General features: G+C 37.1%; 17 protein-coding genes. 6 read left to right on the top strand and 11 right to left on the bottom strand.

The features are described 5' to 3' along the window. Positions 1-352: 352 nt before the first annotated feature. Positions 353-1228 carry a tetratricopeptide repeat protein gene (locus tag Q1A31_RS20280; RefSeq protein ID WP_299881408.1) on the bottom strand — a complete coding sequence of 292 codons (876 nt, stop codon included), beginning with the start codon at positions 1226-1228 and terminating at the stop codon, positions 353-355. Positions 1229-1475: 247 nt separating this feature from the next. Between Q1A31_RS20280 and Q1A31_RS20275 the strand changes: the two genes are divergently transcribed. Further along, entirely contained in the window at positions 1476-2159 is a 684-nt protein-coding gene (locus tag Q1A31_RS20275; RefSeq protein ID WP_299881407.1) for a hypothetical protein, read from the top strand. Positions 2160-2260: 101 nt separating this feature from the next. On the opposite strand, the gene Q1A31_RS20270 is transcribed toward Q1A31_RS20275, so the two are convergent. Together Q1A31_RS20270 and Q1A31_RS20265 are read right to left on the bottom strand one after the other, a co-directional pair. Continuing rightward, positions 2261-2455 (bottom strand): hypothetical protein, encoded by a 195-nt coding sequence (locus Q1A31_RS20270; RefSeq protein ID WP_299881404.1) that lies wholly within the window; start codon positions 2453-2455, stop codon positions 2261-2263. A 246-nt stretch (positions 2456-2701) separates the two neighbouring features. Then, positions 2702-3514, bottom strand: coding sequence for a DUF1287 domain-containing protein (locus tag Q1A31_RS20265; RefSeq protein ID WP_299881401.1), 813 nt, complete (start codon positions 3512-3514; stop codon positions 2702-2704). 310 nt (positions 3515-3824) lie between these two features. Here Q1A31_RS20265 and Q1A31_RS20260 point away from each other — a divergent pair, with 310 nt between their 5' ends. Continuing rightward, entirely contained in the window at positions 3825-4532 is a 708-nt protein-coding gene (locus tag Q1A31_RS20260; protein ID WP_299881398.1) for a hypothetical protein, read from the top strand. A gap of 67 nt (positions 4533-4599) precedes the next feature. Here the strand turns inward: Q1A31_RS20260 and Q1A31_RS20255 are convergent, their stop codons facing one another. The 3 genes from Q1A31_RS20255 to Q1A31_RS20245 all read right to left on the bottom strand — a co-directional run bounded on the left by Q1A31_RS20255 (position 4600) and on the right by Q1A31_RS20245 (position 8137). Beyond that, positions 4600-6051, bottom strand: a complete 1452-nt coding sequence (locus Q1A31_RS20255; protein WP_299881395.1) for a hypothetical protein — start codon at positions 6049-6051, stop codon at positions 4600-4602. Positions 6052-6268: 217 nt separating this feature from the next. Then, entirely contained in the window at positions 6269-6862 is a 594-nt protein-coding gene (locus tag Q1A31_RS20250; protein WP_299881392.1) for a hypothetical protein, read from the bottom strand. A 123-nt stretch (positions 6863-6985) separates the two neighbouring features. After that, complete coding sequence (locus Q1A31_RS20245) at positions 6986-8137, bottom strand: DUF1287 domain-containing protein (protein ID WP_299881389.1); 1152 nt, start codon at positions 8135-8137, stop codon at positions 6986-6988. Between the two features lie 496 nt (positions 8138-8633). Here Q1A31_RS20245 and Q1A31_RS20240 point away from each other — a divergent pair, with 496 nt between their 5' ends. After that, positions 8634-9212 carry a pseudouridine synthase gene (locus Q1A31_RS20240; protein WP_299881386.1) on the top strand — a complete coding sequence of 193 codons (579 nt, stop codon included), beginning with the start codon at positions 8634-8636 and terminating at the stop codon, positions 9210-9212. A 184-nt stretch (positions 9213-9396) separates the two neighbouring features. On the opposite strand, the gene Q1A31_RS20235 is transcribed toward Q1A31_RS20240, so the two are convergent. From Q1A31_RS20235 to Q1A31_RS20220, 4 genes are all read right to left on the bottom strand, one after another. Continuing rightward, the gene (locus tag Q1A31_RS20235; RefSeq protein WP_299881383.1) at positions 9397-10062 is read right to left on the bottom strand and encodes an AP2/ERF family transcription factor; all 666 of its coding nucleotides are present in this window, start codon (positions 10060-10062) and stop codon (positions 9397-9399) included. Between the two features lie 354 nt (positions 10063-10416). Next, complete coding sequence (locus tag Q1A31_RS20230) at positions 10417-10713, bottom strand: type II toxin-antitoxin system Phd/YefM family antitoxin (RefSeq protein WP_299881380.1); 297 nt, start codon at positions 10711-10713, stop codon at positions 10417-10419. Between the two features lie 581 nt (positions 10714-11294). Beyond that, on the bottom strand, positions 11295-12101 hold the full coding sequence (locus Q1A31_RS20225) for a hypothetical protein (protein ID WP_299881377.1): 807 nt from the start codon (positions 12099-12101) through the stop codon (positions 11295-11297). Positions 12102-12228: 127 nt separating this feature from the next. Further along, a complete protein-coding gene (locus Q1A31_RS20220) occupies positions 12229-15291 on the bottom strand; it encodes a pentapeptide repeat-containing protein (protein WP_299881375.1) in 3063 nt (1020 codons plus the stop codon). 302 nt (positions 15292-15593) lie between these two features. Here Q1A31_RS20220 and Q1A31_RS20215 point away from each other — a divergent pair, with 302 nt between their 5' ends. After that, positions 15594-16517, top strand: coding sequence for a hypothetical protein (locus Q1A31_RS20215; RefSeq protein ID WP_299881373.1), 924 nt, complete (start codon positions 15594-15596; stop codon positions 16515-16517). Positions 16518-16783: 266 nt separating this feature from the next. Then, positions 16784-18292 carry a vanadium-dependent haloperoxidase gene (locus Q1A31_RS20210; RefSeq protein ID WP_299881370.1) on the top strand — a complete coding sequence of 503 codons (1509 nt, stop codon included), beginning with the start codon at positions 16784-16786 and terminating at the stop codon, positions 18290-18292. A 376-nt stretch (positions 18293-18668) separates the two neighbouring features. On the opposite strand, the gene Q1A31_RS20205 is transcribed toward Q1A31_RS20210, so the two are convergent. Continuing rightward, complete coding sequence (locus Q1A31_RS20205) at positions 18669-19085, bottom strand: hypothetical protein (RefSeq protein WP_299881368.1); 417 nt, start codon at positions 19083-19085, stop codon at positions 18669-18671. 218 nt (positions 19086-19303) lie between these two features. On the opposite strand from Q1A31_RS20205, the gene Q1A31_RS20200 reads away from it, so the two are divergent. After that, positions 19304-19912, top strand: coding sequence for a hypothetical protein (locus Q1A31_RS20200; RefSeq protein WP_299881365.1), 609 nt, complete (start codon positions 19304-19306; stop codon positions 19910-19912). Positions 19913-20003 lie beyond the last annotated feature (91 nt).

Below are 20003 nucleotides of genomic sequence, written 5' to 3'. Positions count from 1 at the left end.
CACCTGAGTAGGTTCTTGAGGCTAGAGCCTTGAACCTCTTCCACGTCCTAAGGACGTGGTTCTTATGTGTAATAGAACAAAATTTTCATAGTATACGCGGTAATTTACCTTTTCAATTCCTGGCTTTTGGTAAACCTTAGAAAGCCCCCCTACTTTTGAATGATATTACGTTTTTGTTTTAAAAACGTAAATATAATTTATGCTGTGCGAAGTGACTTTTATGCGGCTCCGTCTTTATCTGAGGTGTAAGCATTAAACAACAATGCTTTTGTCTCGCTAGCTCGGCTCATTTTGTAGTTTGAAATAACTAAAGGGATTTATGCTTAGCGAGATACTTTTTACTAATCAGACCTTATGAAAAACTAACCGAACTCAACCTGCCGCGAATTTTCGATGAAAGCTCAGGATCATTCTGCGTCAGCATATTCGCCACATTGACAATCATTTCTTTAGCCGCATCTTCTTTATAATTTGCATCTATTTTCATGATTTCTAACAGATGATCAACCGCCTGCTCATAATCCCTCTCGGCAATCAGGCACACAGCCAGATCAAAATGTGCATCACAGTCATTAGGATTCGTTAATAACGTTTGCTGTAACTGAAATGTACCCGGTGTTTTAGCAGCCAAATCCAAAAAGCTTAACTGCCCTATCAACGACTTACCCATATCCGACTTCTTGGCAGAATCGGGGAGTTGATTGAACAGGTTTTTAGCCTGTTCCAGCTCATTCATATCAATGAAAATTTGTGCCATATCCATCGCGACTTTAGTATTTGATGGATCTTTCTGAATAGCCTCAGTCAGTAATTTAACCGCAGCAATAGTATCACCGCTCATGTGCTTTTCACGAGCTTGTAGTCTCATATCATCCGTTTGCGAATACACCCCATACTCTTTCAACACATCGCGTAATTCAGCATGGTTGAGCAAACCTTCTTCGGTTTTAACCACCTCACCATTCACAAACACTTTCAAGCAAGGTACGTTTTCAATATCGAATTGCGTCTTAAGCTCTGCTTGTTCATCAATATCCACTTTGGCAAAGATAAACTGTGCTGCAAATTCTTGAGCCAGCCCCGAAAGCTCATCCGACATTTGAATACACGGCCCAGACCAGACTCCCATAAACTCAACCAAAACGGGTAATTTGAATGAATTCTGGATAACGACAGAATCAAAATTCTGTTCAGACACTTCGAAAATAAAAACTTCATTATTGCTCACGATCTAGACCTTGAGTGGTTATGGATAGAAGATGAATAATGGCTGATTTATTGGGTTGGGAATATATCACTTTGTGGGCAAGTGACCGGGGGCGACTTTATTGATTTTGTAAGTCATCCCCCTACTTTAAGGCGGTTTTTGCAGTAACAGCTTCACACATAAAATCTGATATGTGATGGATTTCACTGAATGTAACACCGCCCTTGGTTATATTTGAATTACAAATAAAAAACGCGAGGTGATGAAAATGAATAAATTATTATTAATACCAGTGCTTGCTATAGCGAGTAACTTCTATACCCAAACTGCCAGTGCAGCGCCCATGATAATTAACTGTCCATTGAGTTCTGCAAAAGTAGAAATGATTACTAATTTACCCTCAGGATGGTGGAGAACACCTTACATTAATCGTTTACAGGGCACGGCCATAAGTAATGTTGGTGGAAAGAAAACACTCGTATGTAAATACGGAAATCATGCCGCGTTCTGGACGATGAAATTAGTGCCGGCAGGTAAGTTTTGTAGAACAACAAACACAGGTTTTGCCTGCAAAGGCCCAACCCAAAACAGACCTCAGACATTCAAAACAGGCCCCATGACAATTCCACAGACTTATTTGGCAGATTTGGATTATGGCGTTGTAAGACCTAAAGGTGCGGATATCTGGTTTGAAGCGAAAACAGCAACTCAACGTTTTATAACACCAAGAAATGGCGCGCTAATAGGCATTGCGGGATCTCGCTCTGTTAATCTCGCAGGTTGTAAACGTCTGCCACTTAGTAACAGAAATATTTCATTATCAGCATTACCCGTTGGGACTTATGTTTGCGCTAAAACTGATCAAGGACGATATTCTCAATTTAGAATCAATGGCCGAGTAGGTCCAAGCCCAGGAAAGCTACAAATCGGTTACACCACCTGGAAAAGATGATTAGGTGTTCAATCGAAAGATTATTCATATTGAATTTTTTAGCTGATTATCGACCAAAGTCCATCGACGATTCCTTACAGAGTCTGCGATGGACTTTTTTATTACGTTTTCATCGCATTATATAAAATCATCAGAAGCAGTGAGCAAATCGCGCCTAAAGGCATAGCTAGCACTATCATAAAAAAGTAGCCTGCACTGTCACCGAACATAAAATAAAAGATAAAAGTCGAGAGCGCTGCAATGACTATCGTGCCCAACGCAATAATTAATGTAATGGTTTTATTTTCTTCAGTCATAACCTCTAGGCCTTGATACACGGTCAACTCAAACACAATCGAGTCTACCGATTACCTATCATCCCCGCTACTTTAATTAGAACTAAATTAGAATACTAGAGTGAATACCAAGTAATTATTATGAAGGTTATTCATAGCATGACTCGTTTATTTTTTAATATGATTACACTCAAACTTGATACTAGGGATTCAAGTTATTGTAATAAATACAAGAGCGTATGATTCAAAAGGCACTTTTTTAAATCATCACTCTTGTGAAAACACCTCACTCTTATAATGCCCAATAATCTTGAAATCAAACAACATATCATTCATTTGTGGGCCTCCTCCGATGTTGTGAACAATCAAAGGATTACTCGTATGCTCAGACACAAAATTCGATACGATGCCGATATGCAACATGCTTTTGCCTTTCGTATTACTTCCATTCGTTTGACTCAAATCCCAGGCGACGACATTTCCTGCTAAATAATCCATCGGATCATTCGTGATAGGTAACGATGCGCCAGCGCGTTCGAAGAATGTCATTAAATTAGGCACACGCCGATGATCGATATTGGTATCCGGTTTAGACAGCTTCCATTTGTTGGGATAGCTTCGGAAATTACGTTTCATATCTTCATGAACGCGTTGTTGCAGATCAATACCTAAACCTCGAAATGAGCGAATAACAACATCCGTACAAACGCCGATATTTTCAGGAACATCACCCATGGGATAAGCTATCTTGAGATAACTACCGTCGTATCTCACATCAGACAAGAGACGTAATTCTGCTTGAATCGCCAAGTGATCCTGAAACGTTAATTCTTTTTCAGGTACTTCAATGATAGTTTGCTCTATAAGCTCAACATCGGTTGGACGCTGGTCGCTATCTTGAGTGGGATTAAGGACAGTAGCCTGACCTTTTAATGCAGCGTCCTTAAATACGTTTTCGTTGAAAGTAATGTCCTTTAATTCATGATGTTTGATTGATGAAAGCTGCACAGTAGCGATTAAACCAACCACTAAGGCGAGTAATAGTATTGCTTTGCGATAATGGTTTTGCTTACTTTTCATAAAAACGTTTGCCACCCCCCACCTTTGGGGCATTTTTTTTCATTAATTTCATAAAATGTAAATCGATCACATTTTCAACGTATAGAAATGCGTAAGATTACAGCTAATAGCATACGCTTTAAATGTAAAAAAACACAATTGCTAATCACTCAAGGACTTAAGTACAGACGCGGAAAAGAGCAAATTTATCGCGTCTTGATAGATGGGTATTACAAAACACAACGACCATAGATCGTGCCCCAATCATAGGTTTACCGTCCCCGAGACTAAAATGACATTGAAAATTTAACACTACAAGGGAGTATTAAAATTGAATAAAGTTGATGTTGATAAAATTTGGACAGACGTACAAGGAGAAGCGAGCAATCGCTCTAAAGGATCTTTTAAACGCGCACTCTGGTACGGAAATAACAGCAAGGTCTTCGGACAGAACAAAGGCGCACGAAAAGCCATTCGTAATGCTCCTAAACAAATTGCATTAGGTTCGCTGGATTTTGCAGGTATGGCCCCGGGATTAGGTGCCGCTGTTGGCATGGTGGCTGATCAAGCCTTATCTGTTGGCAAAGACCTTTATAGTGCCGAGGTTAAGCCTTATTTAAAGACAAAACCAGTCTCGGCTGATGAGCAATTGAGAAAACAGGTTAAGAGCTCAGTTAAGGATATGAAGTCCAACGCGTTTCAGGTAATTGACAGAAACCTGGTTAAACTTAAAGACTCCAGTAAAAAAGTGAGCCCATCAATTAGAGATTTAATGGCTGCTGCCCCTAGCGCGAGTTATCAGAATTCTTCAATGGGTGTTTCAATTGGCGGGGCATCTGATGATGAGAAGCAAGCCCAAAAGGCACATGATGCTCTGCGGCAGATTGCAGAAACAGAATATTACATAGACAAAGAAATGAGCATGGTTAAAGTGCTACAAAAAGCACTGGTTAATCTGGAAACTGACCTAAACAAGATGCAAGCATCAACTCAGAAAGTGCGCAAAGAAGTGATGGAATATATTGAGAGTGCTTTATAGCTTAAAACGAATAATAAACAGGTAGGTTAGATAAGCACTGCACCATCTGACCTACCTCACTAACAATCTAAAAAACTGGCACCAAGGTTAACTTGGAATAATCAAGGTATTGCAGTGGATTCTCTTGCAAACCAGTGTTTGTATAGAATCGACTTAAATCATTTGAGCTTGATGCAACCTCAATCGCTGAACGTTGTGGGGCTGAATGGATCGCCTCCCTCATTGAATAAATGGTGTTGTTATAGTCTGGCTTAAAGCCATTTATATTATTCGTAATTTGGCAATTCGACATATTCTTGAATTCAAATTCATTCGACACATTACCCAGAATTCTACAGTTTTTATTCTCAAAAACTTTGATCGAACCTGTCGCCTGTCGTTTGTTTTTTAACTGATCGACCAATAACACAAAATTACCGGCAACCACGTTATCAATCCCTCTGGATAGCGTCACACCATGATGTTGATTCGAAGCGCAGAAATTGTTGATGATCTTTATATTGGCGTAAGGCAAAGACCTAAATCGTCCAAAAAAAGAATCTCCTTTTTCATCGCGAGTAAAAAAGCACTGCCAACCCGTTAAATTAGGATTCCTCAACGGTGTCTTACCCACCAGCGAAACATTATTACGAATCGTGATATTGGTGTTATTTCGCTTCTGTTTACTGGTATATAACTGGATCATATCGCTATGCACATACTGTGTTTTGCGAAAGCGTTGTTTATAAAAAACAGGGGTTCGGGTATGCATTAAATTGGAATCGAATAATGCATTATTCACACCACCGCCAGAAAACATATCGCTCGCCACTCTCACGGCTTTATTGGCAACCGCATAAAATCCATTCATATCATGAAATTCCACCCCATGAAACAAATCGGTAAAAAGCGTTCTATCGATAATAATATTGTTACTTTGTTTGATCAGCAGACCTGACTGACTGGCCAGAATCGTATCTAATTTTCCGCGTCTTAGCGCGACTAAATTATTGTTTTTATCACTGAAGTGTAAATTGCTTATACGAACGTTATTTGAATTCCTGATCTGCCATGAGTAATTGTTTCGAGCGGTATCCCATAAATTACTGACCTTAAAATGACTGATGGTGACATTGTGCAGATTTTCCCAAGTTATGTTTTCAAAAAAAGGTGCCTTATTTTGACCCAACATACCAAGAATCAGCACAGGTTCTTTAAAACGGCGCTTTTGTTTGTAATGGTAACGCTTATCTCTGAGGTTACTTCTTACGACAATAATCTCGCCACCCGTGGCGTTATCTAAAACCTCAGACAGTTGTTTAAAATTAAACACGTTGAACACGATATTGTTATTGATAATGTCAGCAGCATTAATTTTATCCAGCTTGCTTGAAGACAAGCTTGGCATATCAATTTGAAATTGAGAGCTATCTTTAGCAAAGGATACAAACTCCTCCGCATAACCGTGACTATTTGTGAAAAATAAAACGATTAAAAGAATGGCGTTAGCAATGTTTAAGTGACGGAATAAGTGTTTCATACTGCCTTGTTAATTATTGTTATTATTAAAATCAGACCAGCTTTTCTACTAAAAATTCAAAAATAAATATTTACTGAATAACTAAGTATATCTTACGACTAATTAAGCAGAGCTTAATAGGACATCACACTATATGGCATAGATTGATTCAACAAAGTTATCCAATCACGTTTTTGTACGACCCTCTTGATTGGCTACTACAAGTTAACGCGCTAGCTCATTGATCAAAATCACCTGTTTGGTATTTCTGTAACACCGCGTCATTCGCTAACGATGCCGCTTCAACCAGTGCTTTTCCGTCACAATCACCATCGACAGCCCAGTATTTATTATCTTCATGCACTACCGTTTTTACGCCAGGTACCTTAGAAAGAGACTGATAAATCTCATTGTTGAATGCGGTTGCAACATCTCCACTTCTGAAAAACTCTCCTGAGGAATCCATCACCGACCACTGAAACTCATCACCTATCGATTTTATTGCAGAAATCCCCTGCAGTGATTTATTTAGCTTAGTCCCGACTCTAGCCCACACCTCTAACACTTCATCGTCATCGACTTCCTGTTTTTCAACCAATACCTCATCAATAGATGACGCACAGATACAAGGTCGGGCATTTTCTTTTTGTTGCTGGCGTTGCGTATAGTTTCGCCAAATCAGCAATAAAGCGCCACCACCAAAAAACAGCACGGATAAAGCGCCAATCACCTTCGGTACTAAACCGGTTTGATTAAGCAGAAAGATACCAACCACAGCAAACAGTAAACTGCCAAGAATTGAACCAATGGGTGTCGATAAGAAATGTTTCATAATGGATCAAGTCTAGATCATAAATGGAAACATTGATAAGTCACTTGAGTGTGAGACTCGAAAATAGCGATAAAACGTAATCAAACGTTTTATTAAGCCACCCCCCGGCTTTAGGGCACTTTTTTATGAGCCGGTTTCACCCTCATAATCCAGGTAATCATTGTTTTTCGCAAACGATTTCATTCTCGAAGAGGACAAAGCAGTACCGTAATTAAAATGACCCGTAATCCTGTGTTTAAACAACATGTCGTTTAACTCAGGGCCTGCTCCGATATTATGCACAATTAACGGATTACCCGTAATCGCAGACACTGAATTAGAAACAATGCCAATATGCGTGAGCCCTTGACCCAAATCCCACGTCACGATATTCCCTACTTTATAATCCACAGGGTTTTGCGTAACGGCTAAGGATGCGCCAATACGCTTAAAATACGTCATCAAATTGGGGACACGGCGATGATCAATATTGGTATCAGGTTTAGATAATCGCCAATTATTCGGATAACGATGGAAATTACGTTTCATATCCTCATGCACACGTTGTTGCAGATCAATCCCCAAACCACGAAACGATCGAATCACAACGTCGGTACATACGCCAATGTTTTTAGGCACATCACCCATAGGATAGCCGATTTTCACATAGCGACCGTCATAGGTAACATTCGATTGCAGGCGCAATTCAGCCTGTCTTGCGAGATGATCCTGAAAGGATGAGATGGCGACAATGGGTGACGTTTGAATGCTAGTTGTAGCTCTCGGGATTGAGGCTCTTTCCAGCGCATATTTAAGATCGTTTTCGATACTTTCTGTGAATTGCTCTGCGATTTTAAACTCAGAGAGTTTAAGTTCTGCAAGGTTAGCTTCATCTTTATTTGGATCTTTATTTATATCAATACTTTCATTATTTTCATCGCTAGCTAACTCAGATAAAAAATAATAGGACTGATCAATATCTTGATGCGCTATTTTAAATTGAGTTTCATCATTCCCGATGTTCCATGATGAGGGTTTCGCCTGCGTACCTTGAGTAGACCATACGTAAGTGGTCGGTAAAGCGTATTTTTCAGAAGACGTTTGCTTATTGATTGTTTTTTGATGAGCTACAGAATCGTGTGATTCAATCGTTTTCGACGCATCAGAAACACTTGGCAATGGTTGTTTCAGGCTGCCCACTTTATTCAGCAATATCGTTTTGGCAACACCTAACAAACCGACGAATAAGGTCAGTAAAAGCAGTGTTCTCAAATAGGGAATGGTGAAATTTTTCATTACCCTTACAGTAATAAAACATCATTAAATCAATGATAAGCAGCTTCAGGCCAAAAGGTAGTAATCGTGCTTTGAATTGCTTGCTTAGGTATATATAGCTTTTAATAAGACTAGAAAAGCCACCCCCCAGCTTTGGGGCACTTTTTCACAATAAACAATCAAATAGGTAGGTTGGATAAGCATAGCGCCATCCGACATGACCATGATAATTTTCATACAATAGCTCTCGTACTGCAGCTCTCGTAAAAATATCGGATGGCGTACCTTAACCGACCTACTTTGCTTTCAATGGTAATTCACACACAGTAGGTATTTCACCAAGCAATTTTAAGAACGTGTGTTACAGTGATTAAGATAACTGCTTGAATCCACATTTTCTCTCCCGCCCTAATTATTGATTTCACATCTATTTTCAAGCACAGGGAAACACGCCATTATTTCGTTTATTCAAAATAATTTCACTTAAGTGTGCAAGAACACCCACTGAAAAAATCAAATGATTACAGCAGCGAACGATTCGAGAAAACTGTTGGCGCTCAATAAACCTAAGGGTTATGTCGTCACGCGCTCGGATGAACTAGGACGAAAAACAGTCTATGACCTTTTACCTGATTGGGTGTTTAATGATGGATGGATGCCCATCGGACGACTAGACCTGGAGTCTAAAGGGATTCTATTATTTACCACTAACGGCAAAATGGGTGAAAGGCTCACCAGACCGGGAAATTGCATCAAAGTATACGAGATTTGGGTCAGAGGTCACGTAACAGACGAGCATATTGCAGCCGCGCTGAAAGGCGTGGAAAGTAGAGAGGATGTTCTAAAAGTGCTTAGTGTTGAAAGAAAAGGCACGGGAGGCGCGAAAACAAAACTTTGGGTAGCGATTGACGAAGGAAAAAATCGGCATATTCGTCGGCTTTTTGGCGCACTGAAAGACCCCAAATTTGCGACAGCTTTAAAAGTCTTAAAACTCACACGAATCAGTATTGGTAGTTTTAGACCAGACCTCGAAAGCGGCAAATGGCGTTATCTATCTTTAGCGGAAGAAACAATGCTAATTAAAGATCTTAGTTAATAGAAAAAAACGACCTTTGACACCCCCCACCTTACGGGCACTTTTTTCTCAATGAATAATAAATAATGTAGGTCGGATAAGCATAGCGCCATCCGACATGACCATGATAGATCGGTTACAAATGTCGGATGGCGTACCTTATCCGACCTACGTAATTTTTGAAGGCGTTACGGCGTTAATCGCTTCAAGTCATACTTAAAAGCTCGGAATCTTTAATATTATGATCGCTCATATATTTTAATACTTCCGCCTTAAAGGGCTTGTTATTTTTAAACTGCGTCAATAATTGTTTAAGCCACGCCACTAAAATATCTTCTGAAATCAAAGGTGCAATAGCCTCAATATGTACCTGCTGCTTTTGCGTAAAATATAAATACCTGAAAGCGATTAACAGCCTTTCCTTTACCGGTATATTTTTATAAATCGAATCGAATAAAGAATAGTCTTTATTTTTTTGTAGAAACTCACACGCTTTAAACCACGCCATTTCATAACCGTATTTGTTAATACTAAAGTTCTTATGAAAACGAATTTTATTCGTCATGCCCTGCACATAAAAATAACAAGTATTATGCGAAATTCTAAACTTAATCCCTTTAATTCCTGTAGAAAAAGGAGAACTAACCCGTCTCAATTCCTTAGCAGCAATATCGCGTTTACTGCTAGCCAGGTTTTTTTCCATCATCCATTTTGCATGAAGTGATTTAGCATCCGATAAAATCTCATCCTCTGATTGATCAGTAGATTTAAAACTATAATACTTTTGCATCAACTTCGAATTAACCATAACAGCAACACGGATTCCGATAAATCCTGCCTTATGCTCATCTTTTCTATACGTTCTAATCATATCTATATAAAAATTAACGTCTGATATTTAGTGAATTCATAAGATCAATTTACACAGATACCATCGAAAAACATAATAAAAGTATGAGGATGTGTTTAATTACATCAGTTAATAAGTTTTTATGTTAATTAGTTGTTTATTGGGAGTAGAAATAATCAGAAAGTCACCCCCTACTTTGAATGATATTAAGTTTTAGTCTTTTTAAAACTTAAATAGAATTTATGCAGAGCTTAGAACTAGCTCGTCTACAAGACGATACTAGATCTTATGCGTGTAATGGGCACTTTTTCTCGATGAACAATAATATCGGTAGGTTGGATAAGCATAGCGCCATCCGACATGAATACAATAGTTCTAATACAATTGTCGGATGGCGTTCCTTATCCGACCTACCGCGCTACCGCGCTTATTTAGGCCTAATTTCTCTTTAGCCTCTGCAAAACCGATGTATTTACCCTCTTCTATCTCTACCAAGCCCTGAGCAATGGCTTTTACAAATGCTAATTCTTCACCATGTTTTTCAAACTCTTCAAGCCCCTGCACCACAGCCACTCCACGACCACGACTGGTTAAAAGAATGGGGCGATGAGAGTCCTTGGCATGATTGACAACCTTGCCAGGATTAACTTTAAGATCAGATAGAGAAATCACATCTTCGGAAAATTTAGTTTGCATAGCCTTGCCTTAAAGAACAGAAAGACCTGTTAATAACACCTATTTAATGGACATGTCAAAAAACTTGGGAGGTTCACAAATGGCTTGTTAATAACACACAAAGATACTGACATCAGATAATAATTGACAATATACCAACGATTATAAAAGGGGTGTCTAGTTACATAGCTAAATAGGAATAATGAAATCGCCACCCCCCTAGTTATAGGCAGTTTTTATCAATCAGAATCTTCCTTGGTTTCATGAGTAACCGTATGTCGAGGATATATCAATAACTTACAGGCGCGACTACCGGTTGAATATTGCTTATGAGCGTTTGGTTGTCCTATTTATTCAGTGAATTCATAAGATCAATTTACACAGATACCATCGAAAAACATAATAAAAGTATGAGGATGTGTTTAATTACTTCTGTTAATAAGTTTTTATGTTAATTACTTGTTTATTGGGAGTAGAAATAATTAGGAAGTCACCCCCCTACTTTTAGGCGGTTTTTCTTGGTGGAAGAATAATTTAAGGGTAATGATACCTTTAATTAATTTATCAAATTTTTATCCCTACCAACTTTCTGTATCTATATCAATTTCATCGAAAGGTATAGATAGATCATAAGGTTTATCTGTTTTACTGTAACCAGAAAATGTAAAAGGAAACTCTTCATTTAATTCGCAATGATCCTCTCCTTTACCATAGTTAAGAGAAACATATACTGTAGCTTCACCATCAAAAGCTAGAGTATCTTCGTCTATATCTGATAATGTCCAATCGTTCACTTCACAACTTTCAATGTAGCTATAACTACTTAATGTATCAATTTCAGAAAAACTTTTTAATAGTAGAGTCTTTATTAACGCTTTATCAATATGGTTAGTTAGCGAGGAATGTAAATCAACTCTTGTATCATGTGTAATGTGAAAAATAGAAAGCAAACTTGATAATGCTTCTTCTGCTATCGAATCTACAACTGAACCACTTATATCAAATGTATTTTCTCCGACATGCGTATATTTTGAAAGAGTATTGATACTATCTCTTATATCCCTCCAATATTCGGCAACATCTATTTGCAAGTCGTTTAATACAAATTCTGGAGTTAATCCTCCTTGTACGCTGAACAGAAACCTTTGTTTTCTAGTAGGTTGATTATTATCTGTTTCTTTAGCATACCAGGAACACTTTTTTACAGAGTTATCTGGTGCCAATCGTAAAAAAACATGCCTAAAAAGTTCTCTTAAAGAATAACAAAAGCTATTTAACCTAAGAAGATCATCCTTATTTTCTAGATACTTTACAGATGCTTTAAATAATTTCTTTTCAAAGTCTGCCTCTAAATATTCTTCAATCTCTGAAATAATTTTATTCATTTATAACCACTGTATGTAGATGATATAACACTGGAACCTGCTTTTTTTTCTAGAAACAATTGTGCCAAATTAAAATTAAATATAAAGACACCCCACTACTTTTTGGCACTTTTTCTAAACCTAGTATTTATTTACTTCTAACCTTTTTCTTTATTGAAGCAATAATCTGATACACCAAGAAAAGTACAATTATTTTAAAAAACAGTGAGATAAATTCTTTTGAATCTGAAAAACCCTGATTTTTAAAGATATTCAATGGATTAAGTATTATTGCAATGTCATCAAAACGGTCTTTAGAAATATAAAAATATGCGAATAAAAGTGGAGCTATAAACATGGCTAGATAGATAGGCCTTATAATTTTTTTTTGCTCTACATATTTGTAAGCCCATGTAGATATCCTCATGAACAGAATATAACCACCCAAAAGAAGAACTGATTCTTTTACAGGAAACTTTTCTAAATTTTGTAAAATTACTCCTAAAACCCCAACAACCATGAGCCAAAAAAGTGGCATCATCCAACTTTGTGAATAATTTGATGTTATCTCGTGAAGATTAAAAACTGCTATATCTGAATAGTGTTGAATTTTTTCGGAAAAAGTACTTAAGTTTTTCTTTTCTTTAAGTAGTTCCTTTTTTTGTTCCTTCATTTCTAAACTATAAAAACCATCTGCATCAATATAATTTTTTTGTTGCTCGGAATAAAATTTTAATTGCCTAAAAATATCGCGTGTGGCTGTATATCTTTTATCTGATATTAAACCCCATTTAACACTATTAAAAAAATTGGTATTAAATGCACTATTTTCTATTTCAATATTTGGCTTAGATATATCAAAGTGATTAAAGCGTTCTTTGTCAAAGCTAACATGTTTTATATCAAGATTATCGGTTACTGAAACAAAATCAAAAAGTACTGTTTCTGATTCGTTTTTGTATTTATTAAATATAAGATGGTTAATACTAATGTCTCTAAATTCGACTTCACTCTCTCTTTTTATATTGAAGTTACTTAAATCTAGTTTTTTAAATTTAGAATTTATAAAAGATAAGTCACATGCTATCTGTGAATCACTAAAGTTAATATCAGCACAATCACTTTCTAGAAACTGTAGATAACCATTATTCTCCATCAAATCACTTTTTCTAAAATTTGTATCAGAAAAGTCTATGTTTTGTGAAAGAATATGTTTAAAACTACTAATTAAGCAAAAAGATGATGATGAAAAATTCAAATCACTCTTGAATTTACTTTCGGAAAAATCAGCTTGTTGTGAAAAAGTATTATTAGAGAAGTCAGCACTTCCATCTATAACGATTTTTCTAAAGTGTGCATCATTTAGAAATTCACGTTGAGCAAAAATAACGTTACCACCAAACTGTGCACAATTGAAATTAACACGGCCTTCTAATTTACCTTTTTTAAAGTCAGCTTCTTTATGAAATATAGTATGAGCAAAACTTGTTTCGCTTGTAACATTGACATCTTTAAAGGAGAAATCATCTTCAAAAATAGCTTTTGAAAAATCAGCCTTACCCGCAATATTATTAACATCAAACAGGGCTTTACCCTTGATCGTTATTCCAGATGAAAAATCAGCATCTCCTTTAAACTCACGTTGCGTAAAGTCAGCATTACCACCAAATTGTGAATGGCTAAAAATTGCATTATTTTCAAAAGATCCATTCTGGAAATCGGCGTCTTTATTAAATTTGGTATTAGAAAAATGTGCTTCACCAACAACACTAACCTCCCTAAACGTGAATGAGTCTTCAAAAGTAGCCTCTGAAAAGTCAGCCTTACCCGCAATATTATTAACATCAAATAAGGCTTTACCCTTGATTGCTATTCCAGATGAAAAATCAGCATCTCCTTTAAACTCACGTTGCGTAAAGTCGGCATTACCACCAAATTGTGAATGGCTAAAAATTGCACTATTTTCAAAAGATCCATTCTGGAAATCGACATCTTTATTAAATTTGGTATTAGAAAAATGTGCTTCACCAACAACACTGACCTCCCTAAACGTGAATGAGTCTTCAAAAGTAGCCTCTGAAAAGTCAACCTTACCCACAATATCATTAACATCAAACAGGGCTTTATCTTTTACAGTTACACCCGCTGAAAAGTCAGCATCTCCTTTAAATTCACGCTGTGTAAATAAAGCATTCTTATGAAATAAAGCTTGACTAAAAAGAGCAGTAGTTTCGAAACTACCGCTTTGAAAGTCAGCATCTTTGTAAAATGTTGTATGACTAAAATTAGTCTCACCTTTAACATTTACATCCTTAAACAGGAAGAAGTCTTTAAAAGTTGCCTCTGAAAAGTCAGCTTTTCCCGCCATATTATTCACATCAAAATAGGCTTTACCCTTAATCATCATTCCAGATGAAAAGTCAGCATCACCTTTAAACTCACGTTGTGTAAATTTTGCATCGCTGCTGAACTGGGCTTCTTCGAAATTTGCAAGGCCTGCAAAGGAGCCAAACTCAAAGTTTGCTTCTTTTTTGAATATTACTCTTGAAAAGTATGATGATCCTGATACAGATACATCATTAAAAAGTGCTTTACCTTCAAACACAGAATCTACACAAGTCAAATTATCAAAATTCGACTTAGCAAAAGAAACATCACTTAAGAACGTAGTTTTATCGAATGAACAATTGATAATTTGAAGTTCTTCAAAGTTAGTTTTTAATTTAAATAAAGCACCATTGAAATTAAGATTTTTGAAATGAAATGATGAAACCTTAAACTCTTTGTTGAATGTACTTCTTTCAAAATTAACATGTTGATTATTAAAATTAATTTTAGAAAAATCGGCTATATCTAAAAAGATAGAAAACTTAAAAGAAGTATCCCTCTCTATTATGGAATAGTAGTTACTAATATTTCCACCGTGAATCCCAAAGTTAGTATTAAAAATACAAGAATGATCTCTAGTAGTATACGCACTGCCACTTTGAGTTAATTCACACGGATATTCTTCAAAACACGGGAAAACAAAACCTATAAACTGGTTTCTTATTTGTTGTTTATTATTACGTAATTCTTCCCAAAAACGATTTACTTTACCCTTTTGCCATATTCTTCGAGAAGGCGTTAACCAATCTTCTTTTGAGCAATGAAAAATACATTTATCTTGAGATTCAAATTTTTCAAAATTACAACCTTCATAAGTACACACTTATTTCACCTTGCTTTATAAGCAATAATTTATATTTATATCACTAATAGTATACTAAGGTTGAATTTCATAATTCAATTATATATCGCCAATATTTTGCTAAAAACATACTTGAATTAGAGTCATTGGTCACCCCCCTACTTATAGGCACATTTTTATAACAACTGATCAATCTTAACCCTAGTTATACTCTTAACCTTAATCTTCACAATAAGAACTATCAAAACCACCCATCATCAATACGATGAAATAATTCGTCTGATATTATATTTTACAAACTACACAATAATTCGGACTAGCATGTGACATATTACAAACCAGATTGGTATTCTATCGGAGGGAATGTCGATACAAATGCTTCATTCAAACAACAGAATGCGTTTTGGATGAATGAGTGCAATAAATGGTTGGCGCAGTTAGCGTCAGAACTGACGTCGAAACGAGCGCAGGAACTAGCGCCGAGAACCAGCGAATCTTATTTCACCGTAGAGTCACAGAACTTCATAATATTAAGTTCTGAAAATGAAAAATACACGAATCATTTTCTTAAGTTTCTGGAATTCTCAAGAACAAAAATATTAGATAATCTTAAAGAAGTCGCATCAGATGAAGGTTTTGCTAAACATGTTCTGATCATCACCGCAGATCAGGAGACGTATTATGATTATCTCTTTATGTTTTACCCAGAGGATTCAAAAGTCGGCTTGAGTGGCGGGGTGTATTTAAATGATGGATACGGCCATTTTGTTTTCCCATCACAAGAAATCTCTTTCACAGAATCAGTCGCTGCCCACGAATTAACCCATGCGTGTCTAGCGCATCTACCTATTCCACTCTGGTTAAATGAGGGTTTGGCGGTTTCGATGGAAGATGTTGTGTTGAATAGAAATCATTTTCAGATGAATACGGCCATTATTTCCAAGCATCAGAAGTACTGGAACGAGGATAATATTCAAGCCTTCTGGGATGGCTCTAGCTTTGGGAGTACAGGTGTTGGACAAGAACTCAGCTATCACTTGGGTCAGTTATTAGTGAGAAATATATCTGAAGACTATGAGCAGTTTGCACGTTTTTGCAAAACGGCACATGTTAGTGATGGCGGCGAAACAGCCATGTTAGAACAATTCGATATTTCGTTAGGCGATCTCATTGAGGGATTACTAGGCGAAGGAGACTGGAGCCCTAAACAAACATATCAGGCTGATACTGATAGCGGGTTTTTATAAGGTCACCCCCCTACTTTAAGGCGTTTTTTTTAATAATTTATTCTGCTTTGAACTTTTTTTCACTTTTTTTTCAATTAAGTCGATGCTTACCTTATTTATTTTCACTAAATACAGGTGTCTGTTTTTAAATAATTTTATTAAAACTGACGATAAATTAGCTTGGGTTTTGTTGCGAGCTTCTCTTATATCTATCTATATTTTTGATATGGGTATCAATATGTTTACTATACTTTACAGACCAATCACTGAAAAATAGGAGACTTAAGATGGCTTCTTTTAACAAGATTAAAGTATTTATCAGTATTGTGTTCTTAGTACTGAGTTCGTATCAATTGCGCAATGCAAACGCAATGCCATACGATTTTGACAATGGCAATGCAGCAGTAGATGTCGTTATAACCACTATCGCACCAACCATTTTTCAAACTGTATCACCGTCAGGAGGTGATGCAACACTGGTATTACGTGTCACCACTCTAGTTACCAATTCATGGTTTGATGCGACAGCGCCGTATCATCCAACAGCAGTAGGAGTGTATACCCGCCTTGGCAGGCGCCCTGCAGCCGAATCTACCACCAATGCTAATATGAATATTGCTTTGATATACGCAAGCTACCGTGTTTTGAATAGTCTGCTTCCCGAAAATACGCAACTATGGCGTGACATGTTAAGCAATGTCGGTTTAGATCCAGATGACAATAGTCAGGATATCACTACAGCTATCGGACTGGGTAATGTGGCCGGTGCAGGTGTAGTGGCAGGCCGTGAAAATGATGGCATGAATCAGTTGGGCAATGTAGATCGTGATTACAACCCTATGCCTTATATGGACTACACACGTTATAAACCAGTTAACACGGCTTATCGTTTGAGTAACCCTTCCCGCTGGCAACCTGATTTACAGCGACAGGGAATGGGTCTTTACAAGATTCAACAATTTGTGACGCCACAATTCGCTTATGTCGAGCCCTATTCATACAGTCACTTACCACGATCTTTTAAGATAGCTCGACCTTATGCTAGCAACCACAGAAATCGACATGCTTATCGAAATCAGGCAGATGAGGTTTTACAGATATCTGCCAATCTGACTGATGAGCAAAAGCTAAAAGCCGAATTATTCGATAACAAAATAGAATCACTGGGTTTCTCTGCAGTTTTCGCCGCCCTATCGCAAGGACTAACACTGCTTGAATTTATCCATCTGGATTTTCTGACCAATATGGCCGCTCACGATGCAGGAATTTTCATCTGGAGCAATAAACGAAAATTTGATGCAGTCAGGCCATTTAGTGCTATTAATTATTTATACAAAAAGCAACCAGTAAGTGCTTGGGGAGGCCCCGGAAAAGGCACTGTCGTTTTACCCGCCAACGAATGGAAAAGCTATCTGGAAGAAGCCGACCACCCGGAATACCCATCTGCATCAGCCTGTTTTTGTGCCGCACATACGCAATCCGCGCGATTATTTTTGGGCAACGATAACCTGGGTTATCAGGTTTCCAGGACCGCTGGTTCTTCACGAATCGAACCCGGAATCGTTCCGGCAGTTGATACTACTTTGAGTTTTGATACCTGGACAGAGTTCAACAACGATTGTGGCGAAAGCCGATTGTGGGCAGGTGTTCATTTTCGCGCAGCAGTGGATGCCAGTAAGGAAGTTTGTAATGGTTTCGGCGATATGGCTAATGAGTATGTATCGAGTTTAATCGATGGAACTGCACCAGCACGGCAAGTGAGTGAAGGTAGTTGGCGCGGACATAAACATCATTAAGAATTATTAAGGCGGGTGCGCTTATATTTAGTAGTTTTGGATAACCCATGACAAAGAATGTCTGGAATCAGAATGAAATTAAATAAAAAGCCACCCCCTACTTACCATGAGCTTGCCATTTTGTTTTTTGAAATGGACAACTCAGCCGAGGTGTAAACGAGGTAACGTTGGAACGCAAAGACGACGACCCGAAGAGTGAGGCCTTAGCCGAATATGTATGGCAGAGCTTAGGACTAGCTCGTCTGTAAGACGACTCTAAACCTTATGCATGTATATAGGCACTTTTTTTAGGATAACAATTTGCAATATGTGGGTCGGATAAGCATAGCGGCGTAATTCGACCTATTTGATAATTTTTACACTGATCACGCGTTTCTTAGCGAAGCCTCTCTTTAAATTTTTCTAAGAGTTCCATAACATCCCGCCCTTCTGGGGGTAGTAAATTATTATCTGTATCAAGCATGAATATCTCAGGGTTTTGAGGATCAGGACTGGAATTATTTTGAACATTCTTAGGATCACTCCCAAATATTTCTGGATCCAAAATATTTTTATCAAGATCACCATCTATTAACGCATAAGGTTTTTCTTTGTTATCTTTTCTCTTTGCATTTGCTACAGATTGACGTCTTCTTTTACTTTCTTGTTTCTTTTTCTCAATCTCAGCGACTATCTTATTTAACTCTTGAATCGCAGCCATTTCACTCTTACTAAATAGCGGCTTAGATAGAGCAGGTGCAGAAAACACAAGCATCACAATTAACAGTAAACTGAAGAATTTTAGACGTTTCATAGTTAAATTTTAGTCCAAATTTCAAATATGTCTAATCAACTAATAAATATCACCGCTTCAATTATTGGGGTCAGAGTCACTTTAAGTAAAAAATACACCCCCCTACTTATAGGCACTTTTTAAATCAGGTATTCACTGATAAAAATATAATTAAGCTTGTATTCAAACTATTTATGCGAGAATTAATATTCTAACTAACAATAAAAATAGGAATACCGATGGATAACAGCGTTTACAGACCACCTGAAGCGAATCTCATTCTGGAGAGTGCTGCTGAAACTGACGAGAATATGTTTTATGTGGTTTCACCTAAAAAATTCCTATTATTATTTATTGGGACTTTAGGAATGTATCAACTCTATTGGTTTTACGAAAACTGGAGAAAATATAAATACGAAAATAATTTGAGTCTCTGGCCTGTTCCACGCGCTATTTTTTCTATATTTTTTACTCATTCATTGTTTCGTAAAATCAATGAGGAACTGGGATTTAAAGAAGGAAAGGAAAAATGGGATTACGCGACTGCGGCTACCTTATTTGTCTTATTTACCCTGATTTCCAATGCTGACGGCCTATTTGATAGAGTGTTTGGTGAATTGATTTCAATATTGATTGTACTGGTTATGGTTCCCCTGACAGCATGGGTTTTGTACGGTGCTCAATTAAAAATCAATCTGGCATGTGGATCTGTAGATGGCGAAGAAAATAGTAAAATCACTGGCGTAAATATTATTTGGCTGATCGCTGGTGGCTTACTTTGGTTGATGTTTATCTTTTTTATTGTGTTAGCTATCAATCCTGAATTGTATCTTTTATTAGGGGTTTAAACAGGTAGAAATGCCACCCCCCACCTTGTATGTTCACTCTTAAGATCAATTGAGAGTTTTTTCATAAGATAATTCTATCAATAGTTCTTTA

This window comes from uncultured Cocleimonas sp., assembly GCF_947495625.1.
Lineage (GTDB): Bacteria > Pseudomonadota > Gammaproteobacteria > Thiotrichales > Thiotrichaceae > Cocleimonas.
This window is presented reverse-complemented; position numbering and strand designations above follow the sequence as displayed.